At 72.6% G+C, this 17542-nt stretch carries 17 protein-coding genes; 7 read left to right on the top strand and 10 right to left on the bottom strand.

From position 1 onward, the window contains the following. Positions 1-26: 26 nt before the first annotated feature. From ACWD6P_RS14030 to ACWD6P_RS14010, 5 genes are all read right to left on the bottom strand, one after another. Positions 27-983 carry a DUF4255 domain-containing protein gene (locus ACWD6P_RS14030; protein WP_451444320.1) on the bottom strand — a complete coding sequence of 319 codons (957 nt, stop codon included), beginning with the start codon at positions 981-983 and terminating at the stop codon, positions 27-29. A 73-nt stretch (positions 984-1056) separates the two neighbouring features. After that, a complete protein-coding gene (locus ACWD6P_RS14025) occupies positions 1057-1875 on the bottom strand; it encodes a hypothetical protein (protein ID WP_451444319.1) in 819 nt (272 codons plus the stop codon). Continuing rightward, positions 1868-2620 (bottom strand): hypothetical protein, encoded by a 753-nt coding sequence (locus ACWD6P_RS14020; protein ID WP_451444318.1) that lies wholly within the window; start codon positions 2618-2620, stop codon positions 1868-1870. The genes ACWD6P_RS14025 and ACWD6P_RS14020 overlap by 8 nt, the downstream gene beginning before the upstream one ends. Positions 2621-2676: 56 nt before the next feature. After that, the gene (locus tag ACWD6P_RS14015) at positions 2677-3201 is read right to left on the bottom strand and encodes a phage tail protein (RefSeq protein ID WP_384425300.1); all 525 of its coding nucleotides are present in this window, start codon (positions 3199-3201) and stop codon (positions 2677-2679) included. Between the two features lie 92 nt (positions 3202-3293). Then, a complete protein-coding gene (locus ACWD6P_RS14010) occupies positions 3294-5141 on the bottom strand; it encodes a phage tail sheath family protein (RefSeq protein ID WP_451444317.1) in 1848 nt (615 codons plus the stop codon). 756 nt (positions 5142-5897) lie between these two features. On the opposite strand from ACWD6P_RS14010, the gene sucC reads away from it, so the two are divergent. Continuing rightward, positions 5898-7073: an ADP-forming succinate--CoA ligase subunit beta gene (gene sucC / locus ACWD6P_RS14005; RefSeq protein WP_451444316.1), complete on the top strand. Its 1176-nt coding sequence runs from the start codon at positions 5898-5900 to the stop codon at positions 7071-7073. Positions 7074-7093: 20 nt separating this feature from the next. Next, positions 7094-7978, top strand: coding sequence for a succinate--CoA ligase subunit alpha (gene sucD, locus ACWD6P_RS14000; protein ID WP_451444315.1), 885 nt, complete (start codon positions 7094-7096; stop codon positions 7976-7978). A 109-nt stretch (positions 7979-8087) separates the two neighbouring features. On the opposite strand, the gene ACWD6P_RS13995 is transcribed toward sucD, so the two are convergent. Further along, positions 8088-8912, bottom strand: a complete 825-nt coding sequence (locus ACWD6P_RS13995; RefSeq protein WP_451444314.1) for a hypothetical protein — start codon at positions 8910-8912, stop codon at positions 8088-8090. A 117-nt stretch (positions 8913-9029) separates the two neighbouring features. On the opposite strand from ACWD6P_RS13995, the gene ACWD6P_RS13990 reads away from it, so the two are divergent. Continuing rightward, complete coding sequence (locus tag ACWD6P_RS13990; protein WP_451444313.1) at positions 9030-10574, top strand: cell division protein PerM; 1545 nt, start codon at positions 9030-9032, stop codon at positions 10572-10574. A 67-nt stretch (positions 10575-10641) separates the two neighbouring features. Here ACWD6P_RS13990 and ACWD6P_RS13985 read toward each other — a convergent pair whose 3' ends face one another. Further along, entirely contained in the window at positions 10642-11460 is an 819-nt protein-coding gene (locus tag ACWD6P_RS13985; protein WP_451444312.1) for a hypothetical protein, read from the bottom strand. A 259-nt stretch (positions 11461-11719) separates the two neighbouring features. Between ACWD6P_RS13985 and purN the strand changes: the two genes are divergently transcribed. Continuing rightward, positions 11720-12367 carry a phosphoribosylglycinamide formyltransferase gene (gene purN, locus ACWD6P_RS13980; protein WP_451444311.1) on the top strand — a complete coding sequence of 216 codons (648 nt, stop codon included), beginning with the start codon at positions 11720-11722 and terminating at the stop codon, positions 12365-12367. Continuing rightward, a complete protein-coding gene (purH, locus tag ACWD6P_RS13975; RefSeq protein WP_451444310.1) occupies positions 12364-13929 on the top strand; it encodes a bifunctional phosphoribosylaminoimidazolecarboxamide formyltransferase/IMP cyclohydrolase in 1566 nt (521 codons plus the stop codon). The genes purN and purH overlap by 4 nt, the downstream gene beginning before the upstream one ends. An 81-nt stretch (positions 13930-14010) precedes the next feature. Here the strand turns inward: purH and ACWD6P_RS13970 are convergent, their stop codons facing one another. Beyond that, positions 14011-14577 (bottom strand): hypothetical protein, encoded by a 567-nt coding sequence (locus ACWD6P_RS13970; RefSeq protein ID WP_451444309.1) that lies wholly within the window; start codon positions 14575-14577, stop codon positions 14011-14013. A 113-nt stretch (positions 14578-14690) separates the two neighbouring features. Continuing rightward, the gene (locus ACWD6P_RS13965; RefSeq protein WP_451444308.1) at positions 14691-15422 is read right to left on the bottom strand and encodes an RDD family protein; all 732 of its coding nucleotides are present in this window, start codon (positions 15420-15422) and stop codon (positions 14691-14693) included. A 241-nt stretch (positions 15423-15663) separates the two neighbouring features. Here ACWD6P_RS13965 and ACWD6P_RS13960 point away from each other — a divergent pair, with 241 nt between their 5' ends. Next, positions 15664-16518 (top strand): bifunctional methylenetetrahydrofolate dehydrogenase/methenyltetrahydrofolate cyclohydrolase, encoded by an 855-nt coding sequence (locus ACWD6P_RS13960; RefSeq protein ID WP_451444307.1) that lies wholly within the window; start codon positions 15664-15666, stop codon positions 16516-16518. Positions 16519-16604: 86 nt separating this feature from the next. After that, entirely contained in the window at positions 16605-17033 is a 429-nt protein-coding gene (locus ACWD6P_RS13955) for a DUF3017 domain-containing protein (RefSeq protein WP_451444306.1), read from the top strand. Between the two features lie 71 nt (positions 17034-17104). On the opposite strand, the gene ACWD6P_RS13950 is transcribed toward ACWD6P_RS13955, so the two are convergent. Further along, positions 17105-17512 (bottom strand): peptidase inhibitor family I36 protein, encoded by a 408-nt coding sequence (locus ACWD6P_RS13950; RefSeq protein WP_451444305.1) that lies wholly within the window; start codon positions 17510-17512, stop codon positions 17105-17107. Positions 17513-17542 lie beyond the last annotated feature (30 nt).

The raw sequence follows: 17542 nt of genomic DNA, 5'->3' as shown, positions 1-17542 counted from the left end.
GCTCCCCCCGTTCCCCGCACCCCGACTCAGCTCTCCCTGCCGTCATCCGAGCGGTCCGAGCTGCCCTTGCCGCCGGAGCCGGAGCCGGAGCCCGGTCCGGGCCGTTTGCCCTGCTGGGCGGCCGCGCCGGTCGCCTTCCGTGCCCGGGTGGTGCGTGAACGTGCGGGCGCGGCAGCGGACTTGGCGCCGCCCCTCGACGCGGCGCCGCCCGCAGCCTTGGCATGTCCCCCGGGCTTCTCCGCGGCCACAGCGGCCTCCGCCTCCGGGGCCTTCGCCTCCGGGGCCTTCGCCGCAGGGTTCCTCGCCTCTGCCGCCTCCGCCGCCTCCACCGCAGGCGCCCCGTCCCCGGCGCCCGGCCGCTGCGGTGCGCCCGGCGCCCCGAACGGCAGCACCGTCACCTCCGGCCGCTCCACCGGCTTCGCCGGCTTCGGCTTCTGATGGCCGTCGAGCAGCACCAGCGACGCCTGGTAGACGACCGACAGGGAGTACGGCGTGTTGTGGAGCATCCCCCAGAGCTTCGAGGCCTCGTCGACGTCCATCTGGGACGGCGTGAAGCGCACCTTCTGCGGCGACTCGGCGAGATCGCTGCCCGCCAGATACGGACGCTGCGCCGCCTCCTCGATCAACTCCCGTGGCAGCACCGGTATTTCGTGCAGCGTGCGCACCACGCTCCCGATCAGCCGCTGCCCGACCAGCTCGGTCTCCTCGCCGTACGCGCTGATGACGTAGTGCAGATCGACCGCCGCGGCCGGCCGTTTGAGCAGTGTGCCGTCGGAGGCGCGGGTGACCAGGTCGTTGTTGCGCATCGACGGGTTGTGGGTGACCTGGTACAGGAAGACCGTGATCGTCGGGTCGGTCGGCGGATCGGCCGGCGGCTTGCGGGTCTCCACCGACACCGCCATATCGATCTCGGGGTGCAGATGGTGCTCGATCAGCAGCGCAAGGGCCTGGGTGACCGTCGCGACGGCAAGTGCGTTGCTCATGAAGTCCGTCCCCCCGAAGCCGCCCTCGGCCCCGTCCTCGTCCGTATCGCTACCGCCGTCTGAGGTGCCACCGTCAGCTGGTCCTCTCCCCGCGCGCCAGGTAGTCCGCCAGGCTCAGCGAGGGCGCCCGCCGCTGGGCACGCGCCGGTCGGCCCTCCGCCGCGGGCCGCTCCGTACCGGCCGCGCTGACCTCCAGACGGCCGATCTGCACATGCACCACCCGTTCGGCGCCGCGCTGTCCGCGCCGCGCGGCGGCCGCGGCCCGCGCGGCGGGCCGGGCCGCGGCCGGCACGTCCCCGGCACGCGGGCGCAGCGCCCCCGCCGCGGCGGCGGGAGCCAGATCCCCGCCCGGCCGTACGGGCCCGGGCGACGCCGGGCCAGGGTTCCCGTCACCCGCCCGCGCATCCGCCCGCCGCCGCGCCGGCACGGCATCCGGCGACGCGCTGCCGCGCGGCCCGGGGCCGGGCGCCGCCGCAGGCCGCAGCAGCGGTCCCGCCGGCCGTACCTCCGCCTCGACGAGGCCAAAAGCCTCCCGCGGCGCCGCGTTCCCGAGGACGGTGGTGTGCCGCTCGGTGGTGGTCCTGATCTCCCGCTCGTAGCGGATCTGCGCCTCCGGCCCCGCGCCGGACGGCGAGGTCCGCGGCCCCTGCGGATACAGCGCCGCCGGTTCGTCCGGCCCCGCGGGCCCGCCGCCGAGCGCCTCGACGCGCTCGAACGGGCCCGGCAGACGCGGCCGGACCAGGGTGCGGCGGGCCCCGCCGGCACCGGCGCCGTCCCCATGGCCTCCGGCCCCGTCCGTACGGCCGCCGGGCACGCCCGCGAAGGGGTCCCGGGGCGTCGCCGGCGCATGCCGCGCCAGCAGCCGGTCGAAGTAGTCAGCCAGGTCAGGCATCTGCGCACAGCTCCAGGTAGTAACGGCGCCGCAGCGGGCTCAGCGCCAGGATCTGGGGCTCGCTCCAGCCGTAGGCCGAGGCGAGCAGATGGACGTCCAGCAGCACATCGCGCGCCCAGGCGTCCAGTTCGGTCCACAGGTACGCGGCGATGTCCAGCTCGGCCGGGGTGGCCGCGCCGCACGCGGGGCACGCGATGTTCAGCGTCACCTCGGCGGCCGGATCGGCCTCTTCGGCCGCCTCGGCGAAGCGCTTCAGGACCGGCTCGGGCAGCGCGGCCAGTTCCTCGTCCGTGGCCGCCCGGCCGCCCCGCCGCGCCGAGCGGGCGCAGCGGGCGCCGAGCAGCCGCCGGGCGTCCGGCCCGTCGGCGGCAGCGGAGGCGACCGCCATGAGGTCGGCGGGAGTGGGCAGCCGGAAGTGCACCACCCAGTCGCCCTCCGCGACCCGCAGCCCGTCCTCGGGCACCCGCGGCCCGGCGCCCAGCGCGGTCGCGTCGAGCTCGAACTCCATCGCCTCGCCGCAGTCCGCGTCCGCGCAGTCGAGCGTGACCTGCATGCGCGCGCCGAACAGCGCCCGGCGCAGCGCGAACAGGTCGGCCGCCCGCTCCCCGAGCGGCACCGACAGCAGATCGTCGGTGCAGGCTCCGGGGCGGGCCGCGCGGTGCAGCAGCAGGGCCCGGCCGCCGCCCTGCTGGGCCAGCCCGGCTTCCCAGGTGGCCAGCAGTTCAGCGGGCCCGGTCACCGCCATTCCTCACCTCGTCCCGCCGTTGCCGTGCCGTGCGCCAAGGGCGCGTGGACGTCGCCTCACGCCGGATGCGTGAACGACGGCTCCTCCGGCTCGGGCACCTCGTAGTCGCGCTCCCAGCCCTCGCACTCCAGCTTCAGGCTCTGGATGGCGACGGCGTTGGCGTTGGCGTCCAGCTCGCCCAGGACCTGGTACTCGCTCGGCCAGGAGCGGTAGATCTTGTGCGAGACGGCGACCTGGCCGGCCTCGTTGAGGACCTGGATGACGATGTCCTTGCGGAAGTCGGCCAGCGAGACCTCGGAGCCGAGGCCGGCGCCGACCTGCCAGACCTTGTTGGCCCAGCGGTCGAACTCCGGGTCGTGGGTGACGCCGCGCTCCAGGGTGATGCCCTCGAACTCGGAGCGGCCCGGGGACTTGCGCGGTGAGCTGGGGTCGCCGCCGTGCCGGTGCTTGACGACCTCGGTGGTGCGCTTCAGCGGGCTGATCTTGCTGACGCCCGCGACCGTACGGCCGTCCCACAGCACCAGGAACTTGAAGTTCTTGTACGGGTCGAAGCGATGGGCGTTGATCTGAAACTCAGCCATCGGATTCCTTCACGTCCTTCACGTCGTTCACGTCCGTCATGCCCGTCACATGCGTCACGTCCCTTGAGTTCACGTCCGTCGCCGTGGCGCCCCTAGACGTCGAACTGCCCGGCCATCTGCTGGATCTTGACGATCACGAACTCCGCGGGCTTGACCGGCGCGATGCCGACCACGACGTTGACGATGCCGCGCTCGATGTCCTCGGCGGTCGTGGTGTCCTTGTCGCACTTGACGAAGTACGCCTGGCGCGGGGTGCCGCCCTTGAACGCGCCCTTCTCGAAGAGCGAGTGGAGGTAGCCGGAGGCGTTGAGCCGGATCTGCTGCCACAGCTGCTCGTTGTTGGGCTCGAAGACGACCCACTGCAGGCCGCGCAGCAGGCTCTCCTCGATGTGCAGGGCCAGGCGCCGCACCGGGACGTACTTCCACTCGCTGTCCAGCGCGTCGGCGCCCTGCAGCGTGCGGGCGCCCCACACCAGCGGGCCGGCCATCGGGAAGGTGCGCAGGCAGTTGATGCCCAGCGGGTTGAGGAGCCCGTTCTCGCGGTCCGTCAGCTTCACGGTCAGCGAGTGGACCCCGGCCAGGCGGGCCTCGGTCCCCGCGGGCGCCTTCCACACCCCGCGCTCGCCGTCCGTACGGGCGATGACGCCGGCGACGGCACCCGACGGCGGGAAGGAGCGCAGCCGGCCGCTGAGCGGGTCGGTGAGCTGGAGGTGCGGGAAGTACAGGCCGGAGTGGTTGCCGCGGACGGGGTCGAAGGCGGCGATACCGGCCCGCGCGGCGTCCACGCTGCCCCAGGCGGCGGGCGCGTCGACCAGGAGGAAGATCCGGCGCTCCCGGCAGAGACGTTCCGCCGCGGACAGGACGGTGACGATGTCCTCGGTGTTCTCGTACGAGGCCAGCTCGGGCAGCGCGAGCAGATTGACGTCGTGGACGTCGCGCAGCGCCTGCAGGCCGCTCTTGCGGGCCTCGCTGCCGATGAGGTCGCGCGGTCCGGGCGGATCGCCGTCCTCGCCGCCGCACAGCGGGAAGACCGGCGGGTTGACGGAGGCCTCCAGGCCCAGGTCGTTGGCGCACTCGCCGAGGAAGCGGACCACGTCGCCGGGGTCGGTCGAACCGGCCACGACCTGGATGCGGCGGCCGAAGGCGGTGACCTCGGCGCCCGCGAAGGCGTGCTTGCCGGGGGCGTCCGGCAGGGCGCGCAGCTTGTGCTCCAGGAGGAGCGCCAGCTCGGCGACGTTGCAGGGCGCCTCGCCGTCGCAGTCCGGGTCGTAGAGCGTGAACTCGCGCTCGACCTCGCCGATCTTGACGGTCAGGTCGACGTTCAGGTCGGGGAGGTCGTGGTGGAAGGCCTTGGAGACGGTGCCGGAGGGGTCGGGGCGGCCCTCGCCGACGACGTGGACGCGGATCAGCGCGGAGCCGGCGTTGATCACCGTCTCGGCGTAGCGGCCGTGCCCGGGGTCCATGGACAGACCGGAGAAGGACTCACGGGCGGTGCCGCGGGCGTCGAGGACGTGGAGGTTGAAGGTCTCGTCGGGGCAGCGGGTGTCGTGGTCGATGGCGACCCGGAGGCCGGAGCCCCATACGCCGGGCTCCTTGGCGTGCACCTCCAGCACCGGGCACTGGCTGTGGCCCTCGGTGGACTCCAGGGTGACGTGGGCTTCCTTGCCGCTGCCGGCCTTGGCGACCCGTACGACGACGGCGACCGTGCCGCCGTTGCCGAAGAACTGGTGGACCGCGTACGAGACCGCGCTCTGCGAGGTCAGCCCGCCGAAGCGGCGCTCGAAGTCGGCGAAGCTGGTGATCCGTACCGGCTGGTTGAGCGGGCCGCGCCGGGTGTGGCCGACGAATGCGGTCACCGAAGTGGTGACGGTGGTGATGCTGCGGATGCTGCTGGGAAGCTCTTCGACATAAACACCTGGATAGGTCGTATGTGTCGGCATTCCCCCTCCAATCCCTTCAGGCACCGAGTGTGACGACACCAAGAAATCGAGAAAGCCGGAAGGGGCGGCGGGAAGAAGGGGGCGGAGCGGCGGGTACGGAAGAGGCCACGGCCGTACTCCGCCCGCGGCCGCGTATCCCCCCACAACCCATCAAGTTCCCCCGTCTGCACCCGGTGCGGAACGGTCTGCCGACCGGCCTGCACGGGACCAAGCCCGAAGCTTGTGACTCCTGATGCGTATGTATGTGTAAGTGCTCAACGCAGTTTCTGCTGTGGGCAGTTGGGGGTCAAGAGACCTTTCCGGACACCGGATGCGGAGGTCCTGTGAGGGAGCGTTGCGCGGCCTTCCCAAGCGGATTCCGCCGCCGCCGGAAGCGGAATCACCGGAGACCGGACGCGCGCGGACGTACCAGGCGCGGCTTCCGTACGGCGTGTGAAGCGGAGGTGTACGGCGGCCGGCACCGGAGCGGGCCGCTCACCCGGACGGCGTCGAAAAGCGGCCGACGACACACGGAAAACCCGTGGAGACGTAACGTGGCCAAAAGATCTGTGACCGTAATCACCGCCGGAGTGTGATCTGCGATTTAGGGCCGCACGTCCTGCGGCGATAACCTGCGAGACGGACATGCCGCGTATCCGGACACCGTGTACGCCTCCCCTGTGACAGCGCCGTCACGTTGCCCTTCGCGGCACGCCCATCGCAGACAACGAACCGCGATCACTACGGCGATTCTGAGAAGACAAGGGACGGACGCGCGTGGACCTGTTCGAGTACCAGGCGAGGGACCTCTTCGCCAAGCACGGTGTACCGGTGCTGGCCGGTGAAGTCATCGACACGCCTGAGGCGGCCCGCGAGGCGACCGAGCGGCTGGGCGGCAAGTCCGTCGTCAAGGCGCAGGTGAAGGTCGGCGGCCGCGGCAAGGCCGGCGGCGTCAAGCTGGCCGCCACCCCCGACGAGGCCGTCGCCCGCGCGACGGACATCCTCGGCATGGACATCAAGGGCCACACGGTCCACAAGGTGATGATCGCCGAGACCGCGCCGGAGATCGCCGAGGAGTACTACGTCTCGTACCTCCTCGACCGCACCAACCGCACCTTCCTGGCCATGGCCTCCGTCGCCGGCGGCATGGACATCGAGGAGGTCGCGGAGAAGACCCCCGAGAAGCTCGCCAAGATCCCGGTGGACGCCAACGAGGGCGTCTCCAAGGAGAAGGCCCAGGAGATCGTCGCCGCGGCGAAGTTCCCGGCCGAGGTCGCCGACCAGGTCGCCGACATCCTCGTCACCCTGTGGAAGACCTTCATCGCCGAGGACGCGCTCCTCGTCGAGGTCAACCCGCTGGCCAAGGTCGCCAGCGGCCAGGTCCTCGCCCTCGACGGCAAGGTCTCCCTGGACGAGAACGCCGAGTTCCGCCAGCCGGAGCACGAGGCCCTCGAGGACAAGGACGCAGCCAACCCGCTCGAGGCTGCGGCCAAGGCCAAGGGCCTGAACTACGTCAAGCTCGACGGCCAGGTCGGCATCATCGGCAACGGCGCGGGTCTCGTCATGAGCACCCTGGACGTCGTCGCCTACGCCGGTGAGAACCACGGCAACGTCAAGCCCGCCAACTTCCTCGACATCGGTGGCGGCGCCTCCGCCGAGGTCATGGCGAACGGCCTGGAGATCATCCTCGGCGACCCGGACGTCAAGTCCGTGTTCGTCAACGTCTTCGGCGGCATCACCGCCTGTGACGAGGTCGCCAAGGGCATCGTCCAGGCCCTGGAGCTGCTCAAGTCCAAGGGCGAGGACGTCACCAAGCCCCTGGTCGTGCGCCTCGACGGCAACAACGCGGAGCTGGGCCGCCAGATCCTCTCCGACGCCAACCACCCGCTGGTCCAGCGCGTGGACACCATGGACGGCGCGGCCGACAAGGCCGCCGAGCTGGCTGCGAAGTAAGGGACGAGGACACTTAAACCATGGCTATCTTCCTCACCAAGGAAAGCAAGGTCATCGTCCAGGGCATGACCGGTGCCACTGGCATGAAGCACACCAAGCTGATGCTCGGTGACGGCACCAACATCGTCGGCGGTGTCAACCCGCGCAAGGCCGGCACCTCCGTCGACTTCGACGGCACCGAGGTCCCGGTCTTCGGCTCCGTCAAGGAGGCGATGGAGAAGACGGGCGCCGACGTCTCCGTCCTCTTCGTGCCGCCGGCCTTCGCCAAGGCCGCCGTCGTCGAGGCGATCGACGCCGAGATCCCCCTCGCGGTCGTGATCACCGAGGGCATCGCGGTCCACGACTCCGCCGCCTTCTGGGCGTACGCGAAGTCCAAGGGCAACAAGACCCGGATCATCGGCCCGAACTGCCCCGGTCTGATCACCCCCGGCCAGTCCAACGCCGGCATCATCCCCGGCGACATCACCAAGCCCGGCCGCATCGGTCTCGTGTCCAAGTCCGGCACGCTGACCTACCAGATGATGTACGAGCTGCGTGACATCGGCTTCTCCTCGGCCGTCGGCATCGGTGGCGACCCGGTCATCGGCACCACCCACATCGACGCGCTCGCCGCGTTCCAGGCCGACCCCGACACCGACCTGATCGTGATGATCGGCGAGATCGGCGGCGACGCCGAGGAGCGCGCGGCCGACTTCATCAAGGCCAACGTCACCAAGCCGGTCGTCGGCTACGTCGCGGGCTTCACCGCGCCCGAGGGCAAGACCATGGGCCACGCCGGCGCCATCGTCTCCGGCTCCTCCGGCACCGCCCAGGCGAAGAAGGAGGCCCTGGAGGCCGCCGGCGTCAAGGTCGGCAAGACCCCGTCGGAGACCGCCCGTCTGGCCCGCGAGATCCTCGGCGGCTGACCCGCACCTCTCCCGCACCGCCGGACCCGTCCTGCGGCGCAGTGCACGGACACGGGCCCGTACCCCTGGTGGGTACGGGCCCGTTCCCGTACCGGGACCGGCCCGCTCCTCACCGGGACTCGGGGACCAGACGCGCCTCGTCGGCCGTGACCGGGGCGGGCGGCGCGACCGACGACGGCGGCCGGTGCGGCGGGGCGTGCCGGTCCGCCGCGGTGACGCCCACGAACAGGGTGACCAGGGCGAACAGCCCGGTGGCCGCGAGGGCGCCCCGGGTGGTGCGGCGGGCGCTGCGCTCGCCGCCGGCCCGTACGCGCCGCGCGGCCGACGGCGCCGCCTCCCGCTCGTCCACCAGCTGGGCCAGCTCGTCGAGCAGCCCGGCCAGGCGGTGCCGCAGGGACCCGCCCTGCCCCGCGGGCAGCTGCCCCGGCCGGGCCGGCAGCCGGGCGGCGACCCGCCCGCGGGCCTGCGCCAGCCGCGCGGCGGTGGCCGGCACGCTCGCCTCGGTCTCGGCCGCGGTCCGCTGCAGCCCGAGCCCGACCCCGTCGTGCAGCAGCAGCGTCCGGCGGTACCTGGCGGGCAGGCCCAGAACCGCTTCCGCCAGCTCCCGGTCCGCGGCCGCGACCGCCCGCCGCAGCCGCGGCGGCTTCCGGTCGGTCCGCAGCCAGGGAACCAGCCGGTGCCACGGCGTCAGCGCGTACTCGTAGACCGCCGCCCGCACCCACCCCGCCGGGTCCGGGTCCACCGCGACGGCGGGCCACTGCTGCCAGGCGAGCCGGAATCCGCGCCGCACGGCGCGCCGCGCGAGGCCGGTCCGCCCGGTGAGCAGATATGCCTGCCGGCCGAGCGCCGCGGCGTGGCGGACGTAGAGGTCGTCGAAGGCGGTGGCGGCCGGGGCCTGCTCGCGCGGGGTCGTGGAGAGCAGTGGCTGGGTCATACAGAGCAGTGTGGAAACCGGCGTCCGCGGATACTTCCCGACACACACGTCATACGCGACACGTCGATCATTTGCCCAGTACCTGGATGAACGGGGCGTTGTTGGCAGCATGGCGGCGTGAGCCAGTTGATCGACCGCGGCACCACGTTGTCCTCACACGGCCGGATCGCCGCCCAGCGCTCCGCCGCGATCGGCGCGGCCTTCCTCGGCGGGGTCACGGCCGCCGGCCTCGGCCTCGGCGCGCTGACGGTCGCGGTGCTGCTGCTGTGGGTCGCCTCCCCCTACCCCGACCGCGACCCCTCCGGGGCGCTGCACCTCGCCGCCGACCTGTGGCTGCTGGCGAACGGCGGCGACCTCGTCCGCTCCGCGGGCCCCTCCGGCGCGGCCGCCCCGGTCGCCGTGCCCCCGCTGCTGCTCGCCGTACTCCCCGTCTGCCTGCTGCACCGCGCCGCCCGCCACACCCTGGCCACCGCGGCGCGCGGCGGCCAGGACTGCGTCAGCGGAGACGGCCTCATCGGCCCGGCCGCGCCGCGCACCCTGCTCGGCGCGCTGCTCACCGGCTATCTGCTGGTCGCCGCGGGCGTCCTGCTCTACGCCTCGGCCGGGCGGCTGGCCGCCGAGCCGCTCAGCGCCCTGCTGTACGTACCGGCCACCGCCGCCGCCACCCTGGCGGGCACGACCTGGTACATCCTGGGCGAGGCCGGCGCCGAGCTGCTGCCCGACCGGGTCCGGCACGCCTGGGCCGCGGTGCCGGACCGGCTGCGGTCCGTGTTCCGCGGGCCCCGTTTCGCCGCCGCCCGCCGGGCCGCGGCCACCGCCGTGGTCGCCCTGCTCTGCTGCGGCGGGCTGCTCACCGTCCTTGCGCTCGCCCTGCACGCCGGCCCGGTCTACCGGGAACTCCTCAAGCTGGCGCCGGACTGGGCCGGCCGCGCCACGGTGGTGCTGCTGTGCCTCTTCCTGCTCCCCAACGCGGCCGTCTGGGGCGCCGCGTACGGCCTGGGGCCGGGCTTCACCCTCGGCGCGGGCAGCACGGCAGGACCGCTCGGCACCACCGCGCACCCGCCGCTGCCCCTGCTCGGCGACCTCCCGGCCCCGGCCCCGGGCACCCCGCTGACCTGGTCGGCGGCCCTGGCCCCGGTGGCCGCGGCGGTACTGCTGTCCCGCCATGTGGCCCGCTCCGCCGCCACCTCCTGCGCCCCGCCCGAACCGTGCTCCACACCCCCGCCCGTCCCCCCGGGCACGGCCGCCCCGGACGCCCCCTGGTCCTGGTGGACGACGGCCTGCGCGGCGGCCCTGGCGGCCGGTGTCTGCGGCGTCCTCATGGCGCTGCTCGCGGCCCTGTCCGGCGGCCCCCTGGGCACCGGCGCACTCGCCGCCTTCGGCCCGAGCTGGTGGCGCACGGGCCTGGCCGCGGCGGCCTGGACGGCCCTGCTCGGAATCCCGGGCGCACTCGTGGCCCGCTCCTGGCACCTGCGCGGCCGCCCCCGGCCACGGCGCACCGCCCGCCCCACCGCCGCCGACACCCCGCAGACCGCGGCCGCCCCGGCCCGGCAGCCCGAACCCGCAGAACCCGCAGAACCCGCGCCACCGAAGACCGGCCCGAAAACCGGCACGGAGACCGGCCCGACGACTGGCACGGAGACGGAGGCCCCGGTCCCGTGACCCCGGTCCGGTGACCCCGGTCCGGTGACCCCGGGCGGGGCGCGACCGGGCGGAGCGCGACCGGAACCTACTTCTCCACGCTCAGCAGCGGTCGCAGCTCCTTGGGCAGGAGGTTTTCGCAGGACTTGCCGGCCGACTGGGTCAGGGCGTCGTTCACGCAGGTGAAGTAGTCGCGGTAGACGATCTGGACGGTGAAGGTCGCGGCCACCATCATCAGGGCCAGCGAGCCGGTCACCAGGCCCGCGATCGCCGCGGTGACCTGGGGGCGGGCGCTGCCCGGCGCGGAGGACGGGGCGGCGGGGGGCTGCTGGCCGGGGGCCGGGCGGCCCTCCATGGCGGCGGTGGTGGCCGCGGCGGAGGCCTTCGCCGGGTCCGGCTTGGCGCGCAGTGAGCTGATGCCCCAGTAGAGCGCCAGTGCGCCCAGGAGCATGGCGACCTCGGGCAGGCTGAAGAGGACGAAGAAGAACCCCCACATGCCCGCGAGCAGGGCGTAGCGGGCGCGGCGCTGGGCCGGGTCGGTGGGGTCCCAGCGCAGATTGCCGGGGCCGCCGGGGCCGCCCTGCTGCCCGTTGCGGCCGCCCGGCCGGGTGCCGAACCCTCCGCTCTGCCGGCCCGGCTGCCGCGGGCTCCACTGGCTGCCCCAGCTCGGCGTCGGCTCGTCCTGGCGCGGCCGCTCCTCGTCGCCGCCCTCGCCCTGGTCCCGGGCGTGCGGGGCGCGCGGCCGCCACTCCTGGTCGGGGGCGTCGGCCGGCGGCGGCGCGAAGGGGTTGTCCCGGTCGGCGGACTCGGAGGACGACGGCTTGCGCTCGCGCGGCAGCAGCACCGCCCCCGGGGAGGTGGCGGGCAGCAGGAGCAGGAGGGCCGCGCGGCGGCGTCGGTCCGTCATCTGGAGTGCGTCTTCCCCTTGTCTCGTCCGTACGCGGGCCAAGTGACCGGCGGCCGGTTACCACGAACTGCATGCAGTCTTACGCCCGACGCTACCTCCCGTCCCCGCCCCCGTCCCGCGGGGGCCGCTCGGTGTGCCGGTATCGTTGCTGACGGTCGGCGCCTTCGTAGGGTTCCCTGGATTTGCGGTACCCGCGGTCTTGTACGACCACACAAAGCAGGTGAGCGTCCCGCACGCGAGATCGGAAAAGAGCCCCGCCGTGGCTTCGTCCCCAGCCCCCGCCCGAGCCGGCCGCCCGGCCCGCGTCGTCGTCCTCGTCTCCGGTTCCGGTACGAATCTGCAGGCGCTGCTGGACGCGATCGCCGAGCAGGGCCCGGAGGCGTACGGCGTGCAGATCGTGGCGGTCGGCGCCGACCGCGGCGCCATCGCGGGCCTGGAGCGGGCCGGGTCCGCGCGGATCCCGACGTTCGTCTGCCGGGTCAAGGACTACGACAGCCGCGCCGACTGGGATGCCGCGCTCACCGAGGCGACCGCCGCGTACGAGCCCGACCTGGTGGTCTCGGCCGGCTTCATGAAGATCCTGGGCAAGGCCTTCCTGGCCCGTTTCGGCGGCCGGATCGTCAACACCCACCCGGCGCTGCTGCCGAGCTTTCCCGGTGCCCACGGCGTGCGCGATGCGCTCGCGTACGGCGCGAAGGTCACCGGATGCACCGTCCACTTCGTCGACGACGGCGTCGACACCGGCCCGATCATCGCGCAGAGCGTGGTCGAGATCCGGGACGAGGACGACGAATCCGCGCTGCATGAGCGCATCAAGGAAGTCGAGCGATCGCTGCTCGTCGAGGTCGTGGGGCGTCTGGCCCGGCACGGCTACCGCATTGAGGGACGAAAGGTACGTATCTCGTGACCGCCACCGAAGGTACGCAGCGGCCCATCCGCCGCGCGCTGGTCAGCGTCTATGACAAGTCCGGGCTGGAGGAGCTGGCGCAGGGGCTGCACGCGGCGGGCGTCGAGCTCGTCTCGACGGGGTCGACGGCCGCGAAGATCGCCGCAGCCGGGGTGCCGGTCACCAAGGTCGAGGAGCTCACCGGCTTCCCCGAGTGCCTCGACGGCCGGGTCAAGACCCTGCACCCCAAGGTGCACGCCGGCATCCTCGCCGACCTGCGGCTGCCCGACCACCAGAAGCAGCTGGCCGACCTCGGCGTCGAGCCGTTCGACCTCGTCGTGGTGAACCTCTACCCGTTCAAGGAGACCGTCGCCTCCGGCGCCACCGCCGACGAGTGCGTCGAGCAGATCGACATCGGCGGCCCCTCGATGGTCCGCGCCGCCGCCAAGAACCACCCCTCCGTCGCGGTCGTCACGGACCCGGCCGCGTACCCCGCGGTCCTCCAGGCGGTCAAGGAGGGCGGCTTCACGCTGGGGCTGCGCAAGCGGTTCGCCGCGGCGGCGTTCCGGCACACCGCCGCCTACGACGTCGCCGTGGCCTCCTGGTTCGCCGAGGACTACGCGGCCGCCGACGAGTCGGGCCTGCCCGACTTCCTCGGCGCCACCTACGAGCGCAAGAACGTCCTGCGCTACGGCGAGAACCCGCACCAGGGCGCCGCGCTGTACGTCAACGGCCAGGGCGGCCTCGCCGAGGCGGAGCAGCTGCACGGCAAGGAGATGTCGTACAACAACTACACCGACACGGACGCCGCGCGCCGTGCCGCGTACGACCACGCCGAGCCCTGCGTCGCCATCATCAAGCACGCCAACCCGTGCGGCATCGCGATCGGCGCGGATGTCGCCGAGGCACACCGCAAGGCGCACGCCTGCGACCCGCTGTCCGCGTTCGGCGGTGTGATCGCCGTCAACCGCCCGGTGTCCGTGGCGATGGCCGAGCAGGTCGCGGAGATCTTCACCGAGGTCATCGTGGCGCCCGACTACGAGGACGGCGCGGTCGAGATCCTCGCCCGCAAGAAGAACATCCGGGTGCTGCGCGCCCCGGGAGCGCCGGCCAACCCGGTCGAGGTCAAGGCCGTCGACGGCGGTGCGCTCCTCCAGGTCACCGACCGGCTCCAGGCCGACGGCGACGACCCGGCGAACTGGACGCTGGCCACCGGCGAGGCGCTGTCCGCCGGCGAGCTGGCCGAGCTGGCCTTCGCCTGGAAGGCCTGCCGCGCGGTGAAGTCCAACGCGATCCTGCTCGCCAAGGACGGCGCCTCCGTCGGCGTCGGCATGGGCCAGGTCAACCGCGTCGACTCCGCGAAGCTCGCCGTCGAGCGCGCGGGCGAGGAGCGGACCCGCGGCTCCTACGCCGCCTCGGACGCGTTCTTCCCGTTCCCGGACGGCCTGGAGATCCTGACCGCCGCGGGCGTCAAGGCCGTGGTCCAGCCGGGCGGTTCGGTCCGTGACGAGCTGGTCGTCGAGGCCGCACAGAAGGCCGGCGTGACGATGTACTTCACGGGGACGCGGCACTTCTTCCACTGATCTGCCGCCGCCCGAAGACGGCGTGAGGCCCGCACCGGATGTGTCCGGTGCGGGCCTTCGCGGTGCGCGGCGCGCGCGGTGTCAGTAACGCGGCCGGTTGAACCAGGCGTTGCCGTCGTCCTTGGAGACGAAGACCAGCACCAGGATGCCCAGGACCGTGTGGACCAGGCCGATGGGGAAGCTGAACAGGCTGAGCATGATGGTGGCGACGCCGAAGATGATCGAGCCGACGCGGACCCCGCCGCCGCCGTTGGCGAACTGCACGGCCAGCGTGATCGCGGCCGCGGTGAAGACCACGATGACCACGATGACCGCGATCAGCAGGCCCTTGCCGATGTTCATCGCCAGGATGTCGTCCTCACCGGCGTACGGCGAGGCGTTGTGCGAGGCCTTGCTGACGCCGCCCAGCCCCATCACGGCGAGGACCAGACCGATGAGGTTCAGACCGGCGAGCACGAACAGCAGCACCCGGGCGGCCTTGACCCCGCCGGGCATCACCGTCGGGTACTGCGGCTGCATCGGCTGCATCGCGGGCACGGCGCCGCCCGGGTAGGGGCCGTACGGGGACGGAGGCTGCTGCTGGGGGTAGCCGTAGCCGGGCTGCTGGCCCGGCGGCGGACCGTAGGGGTTCTGATTGGGGTAACTCACGAGCAGTGTCCTTCAGGCGAGTCGGACGGAGCGGTGAAGGCCCCGATCGCGCAGTTGCGAGGGGGCCTTCGACGGGTGGCGCACAGCGGGCCAGGGGGTGTTTCCCCGGCGCCTTACTGGGACTTGACGACCACCGTGCCGGCGATCTTGTCCGCGAACGTCTGGGACTTCTCGTCCCACAGCGGCCACAGGTAGCCGATGTAGCAGATCCCGTCGAGGAAGTGGCACAGCTTGCGCACGAAGGCCATACCGAAGCCGATCGGCTGGCCGGTCGCCTCCTTGACCAGGCGGATCTTCAGGGCGCTCTTGCCCGGGGTCTGGCCCGTGCTGCCTTCCTTGACGAGGAGGAAGATCCCCGCGGCGAAGCCGATCAGACCGGCGAGCACGATCATGATGATCGAGCCGACCGGCATGACGCTGGCCGAGTCGTACGCATCACTGATGCACTGGTAGTCGCCGGGCGGGCAGGACGAGGTGTCCACGCTCACCGAGGAGCTGCTGGCGATGATCACGGCGATGATGTACAGGATGCCCGGAATCGCACCCACGATCAGGCCGTCGATCAGGTACGCGCCGACGCGCGCGCCCCAGCTCGCGTAGCCCTGCGGCATCCCCGGCATACCGGGCTGGCCGTAGGGGGCCGCCTGCTGCGGGTAGCCGCCGTAGGGCTGCTGCGGGGCGGCCTGCTGCTGGGGGTAGCCGTACGGCTGCTGCGGGGCCTGCGGCTGCTGGGGGTAGCCGTAGCCGGGGCCGCCCTGCGGGGGCACCGGCGGCTGCTGCCCGTAGGGCGCCTGCGGGGCCTGCGGCTGCTGGCCGTACGGGTTGTTCGGGTCACCAAAGCTCATCTGCTGTTTTCCTCCGTTGGGTCAGTGGGGGACGACGCGGCATGACTCGGAGGAAAAACAGGTTTCACTGGCCACCCCCCGACGAAGCCTGCGGCACTGCGCGTCAATCCTTCTAGTTGCGCATTCACTCTGTCCAGTCAAGACCCCCGGCTGTTGTGCAAGTGCAATGATCAATTCCGGCCACCGGCGCCCCGGGCGCCCTGATTGGAACGTGGCCGCCCTCATCCGGGAGGATGGAGGCATGACTGCCCAGATTCTGGATGGCAAGGCCACCGCAGCCGCTATCAAGTCCGAGCTCACCGCCCGCGTCGAGGCGCTGAAGGCCAAGGGCGTGCAGCCCGGGCTCGGCACGCTCCTGGTCGGCGACGACCCGGGCAGCCGCTGGTACGTCAACGGCAAGCACCGCGACTGCGCCCAGGTCGGCATCGCGTCGATCCAGCGCGAACTGCCCGAGACCGCCACCCAGGAGGAGATCGAGGCGGTCGTACGGGAGCTCAACGAGGACCCGGCCTGCACCGGCTACATCGTCCAACTCCCGCTGCCCAAGGGCATCGACGCCAACCGCGTGCTGGAGCTGATGGACCCGGCCAAGGACGCCGACGGGCTGCACCCGATGAGCCTGGGCCGGCTGGTGCTGGGCATCGAGGGCCCGCTGCCGTGCACCCCGTACGGCATCGTCCAGCTGCTGCGCCGGCACGACGTCGAGATCAAGGGCGCGCACGTGGTGGTCGTCGGCCGCGGCATCACGATCGGCCGTCCGATGCCGCTGGTGCTGACCCGCAAGTCGGAGAACGCCACGGTCACGCAGTGCCACACCGGCACCCGGGATCTGTCGGCGCACCTCAGGCAGGCCGACATCATCGTCGCCGCGGCCGGTGTGCCGCACATCATCAAGCCCGAGGACGTCAAGCCGGGCGCCGCGGTGCTGGACGTCGGCGTCAGCCGGGACGAGAACGGCAAGATCGTCGGCGATGTGCACCCGGGCGTCGCCGAGGTGGCCGGCTGGGTCGCCCCCAACCCGGGCGGCGTCGGCCCGATGACCCGCGCCCAGCTGCTGGTCAACGTCGTCGAGGCCGCCGAGCGCGCGGCCGGCTGAGGCCGGGCCCGGGATCTGAGACCCTGTCCTTGTCAGACCAGCCGGCCGCACCGGCCGCACCGGCCACCGGAAGGGACCTGCCAGCCATGGCTGCCGAAGCGCATTCGGACGGCGCCTCCGAGCCCCAGCGCTCCTCCCGCCGCTTTCCGACGCTGACCCGCGACACCGCCCGCCCCGAAGGCGGCGGCCGGGCCGCGTCGGGCGACTACCCCGCGCCGGCCCGGCAGTGGCCGCTGCTCGCGGTCATGGGCGGTGTCGCGGTCGGACTGCTGCTCGTCGCGCTCGACGCGTTCCGCATCGGGACGCTGGTGATCGGCCTCGCGCTCCTGGGGGGCGCCGTGCTGCGGTGGGCGCTGCCGTCGGTGGGCATGCTCGCCGTCCGCTCCCGCTTCACGGACATGGCGACGTACGGGCTGCTCGGCTTCGTGATCGTGGTGCTGGCGATGATGGTGCAGCCCAAGCCGTGGATCCACATCCCGTTCCTGGACGACATCGTGCACTTCACCGTGCGCTGAGCGGCGACGGCAACGGCGGCGGCCCGCCCTCTCCCCCGTGGGAGGGCGGGCCGCCGTGGTTCAGGTCCGGCTCAGCACCACTTGTTCGAGTAGATGGTCATGAGGTTGGAGCCGATGAACTTCCAGCCCGTGCCGCGGTTCAGCTTCGCCTTGCCCCCGCGGTAGTTGGGCTTCTCGTAGACCGTCACATTGCACTGGGTGCCGTTGTTGTACGCCGACAGCGGGTAGTTGAAGGCACCGCCGTAGCGCCTGAGGTCGCGGTTGTTGCCCGCGACCTTCTTCGGCGTCCCCCTGTAGTCGGCCTTCGGGTAGACGCACAGGTAGCCGCGGGGGCAGTTGGCCGGCGCGCGCTGGACGGTGACCGAGCTCCCCTTGGCCGGTGCGGGCGCGGCGGCCGCACCGGCGGCCGGAGCCAGGGCCAGCCCGCCGGTGACGGCCGCGGCCGCCGCGGTGAGCGCGAAACGCTGACGAGCGTTCATGGTGTGGATTCCTCCCCGTATGTGATGGAG

The sequence above is a fragment of the Streptomyces sp. NPDC002446 genome (genome assembly GCF_053595675.1).
Note: the sequence above shows the minus strand (reverse complement) of the source record. Positions and strands in the feature narration are given on the sequence as shown.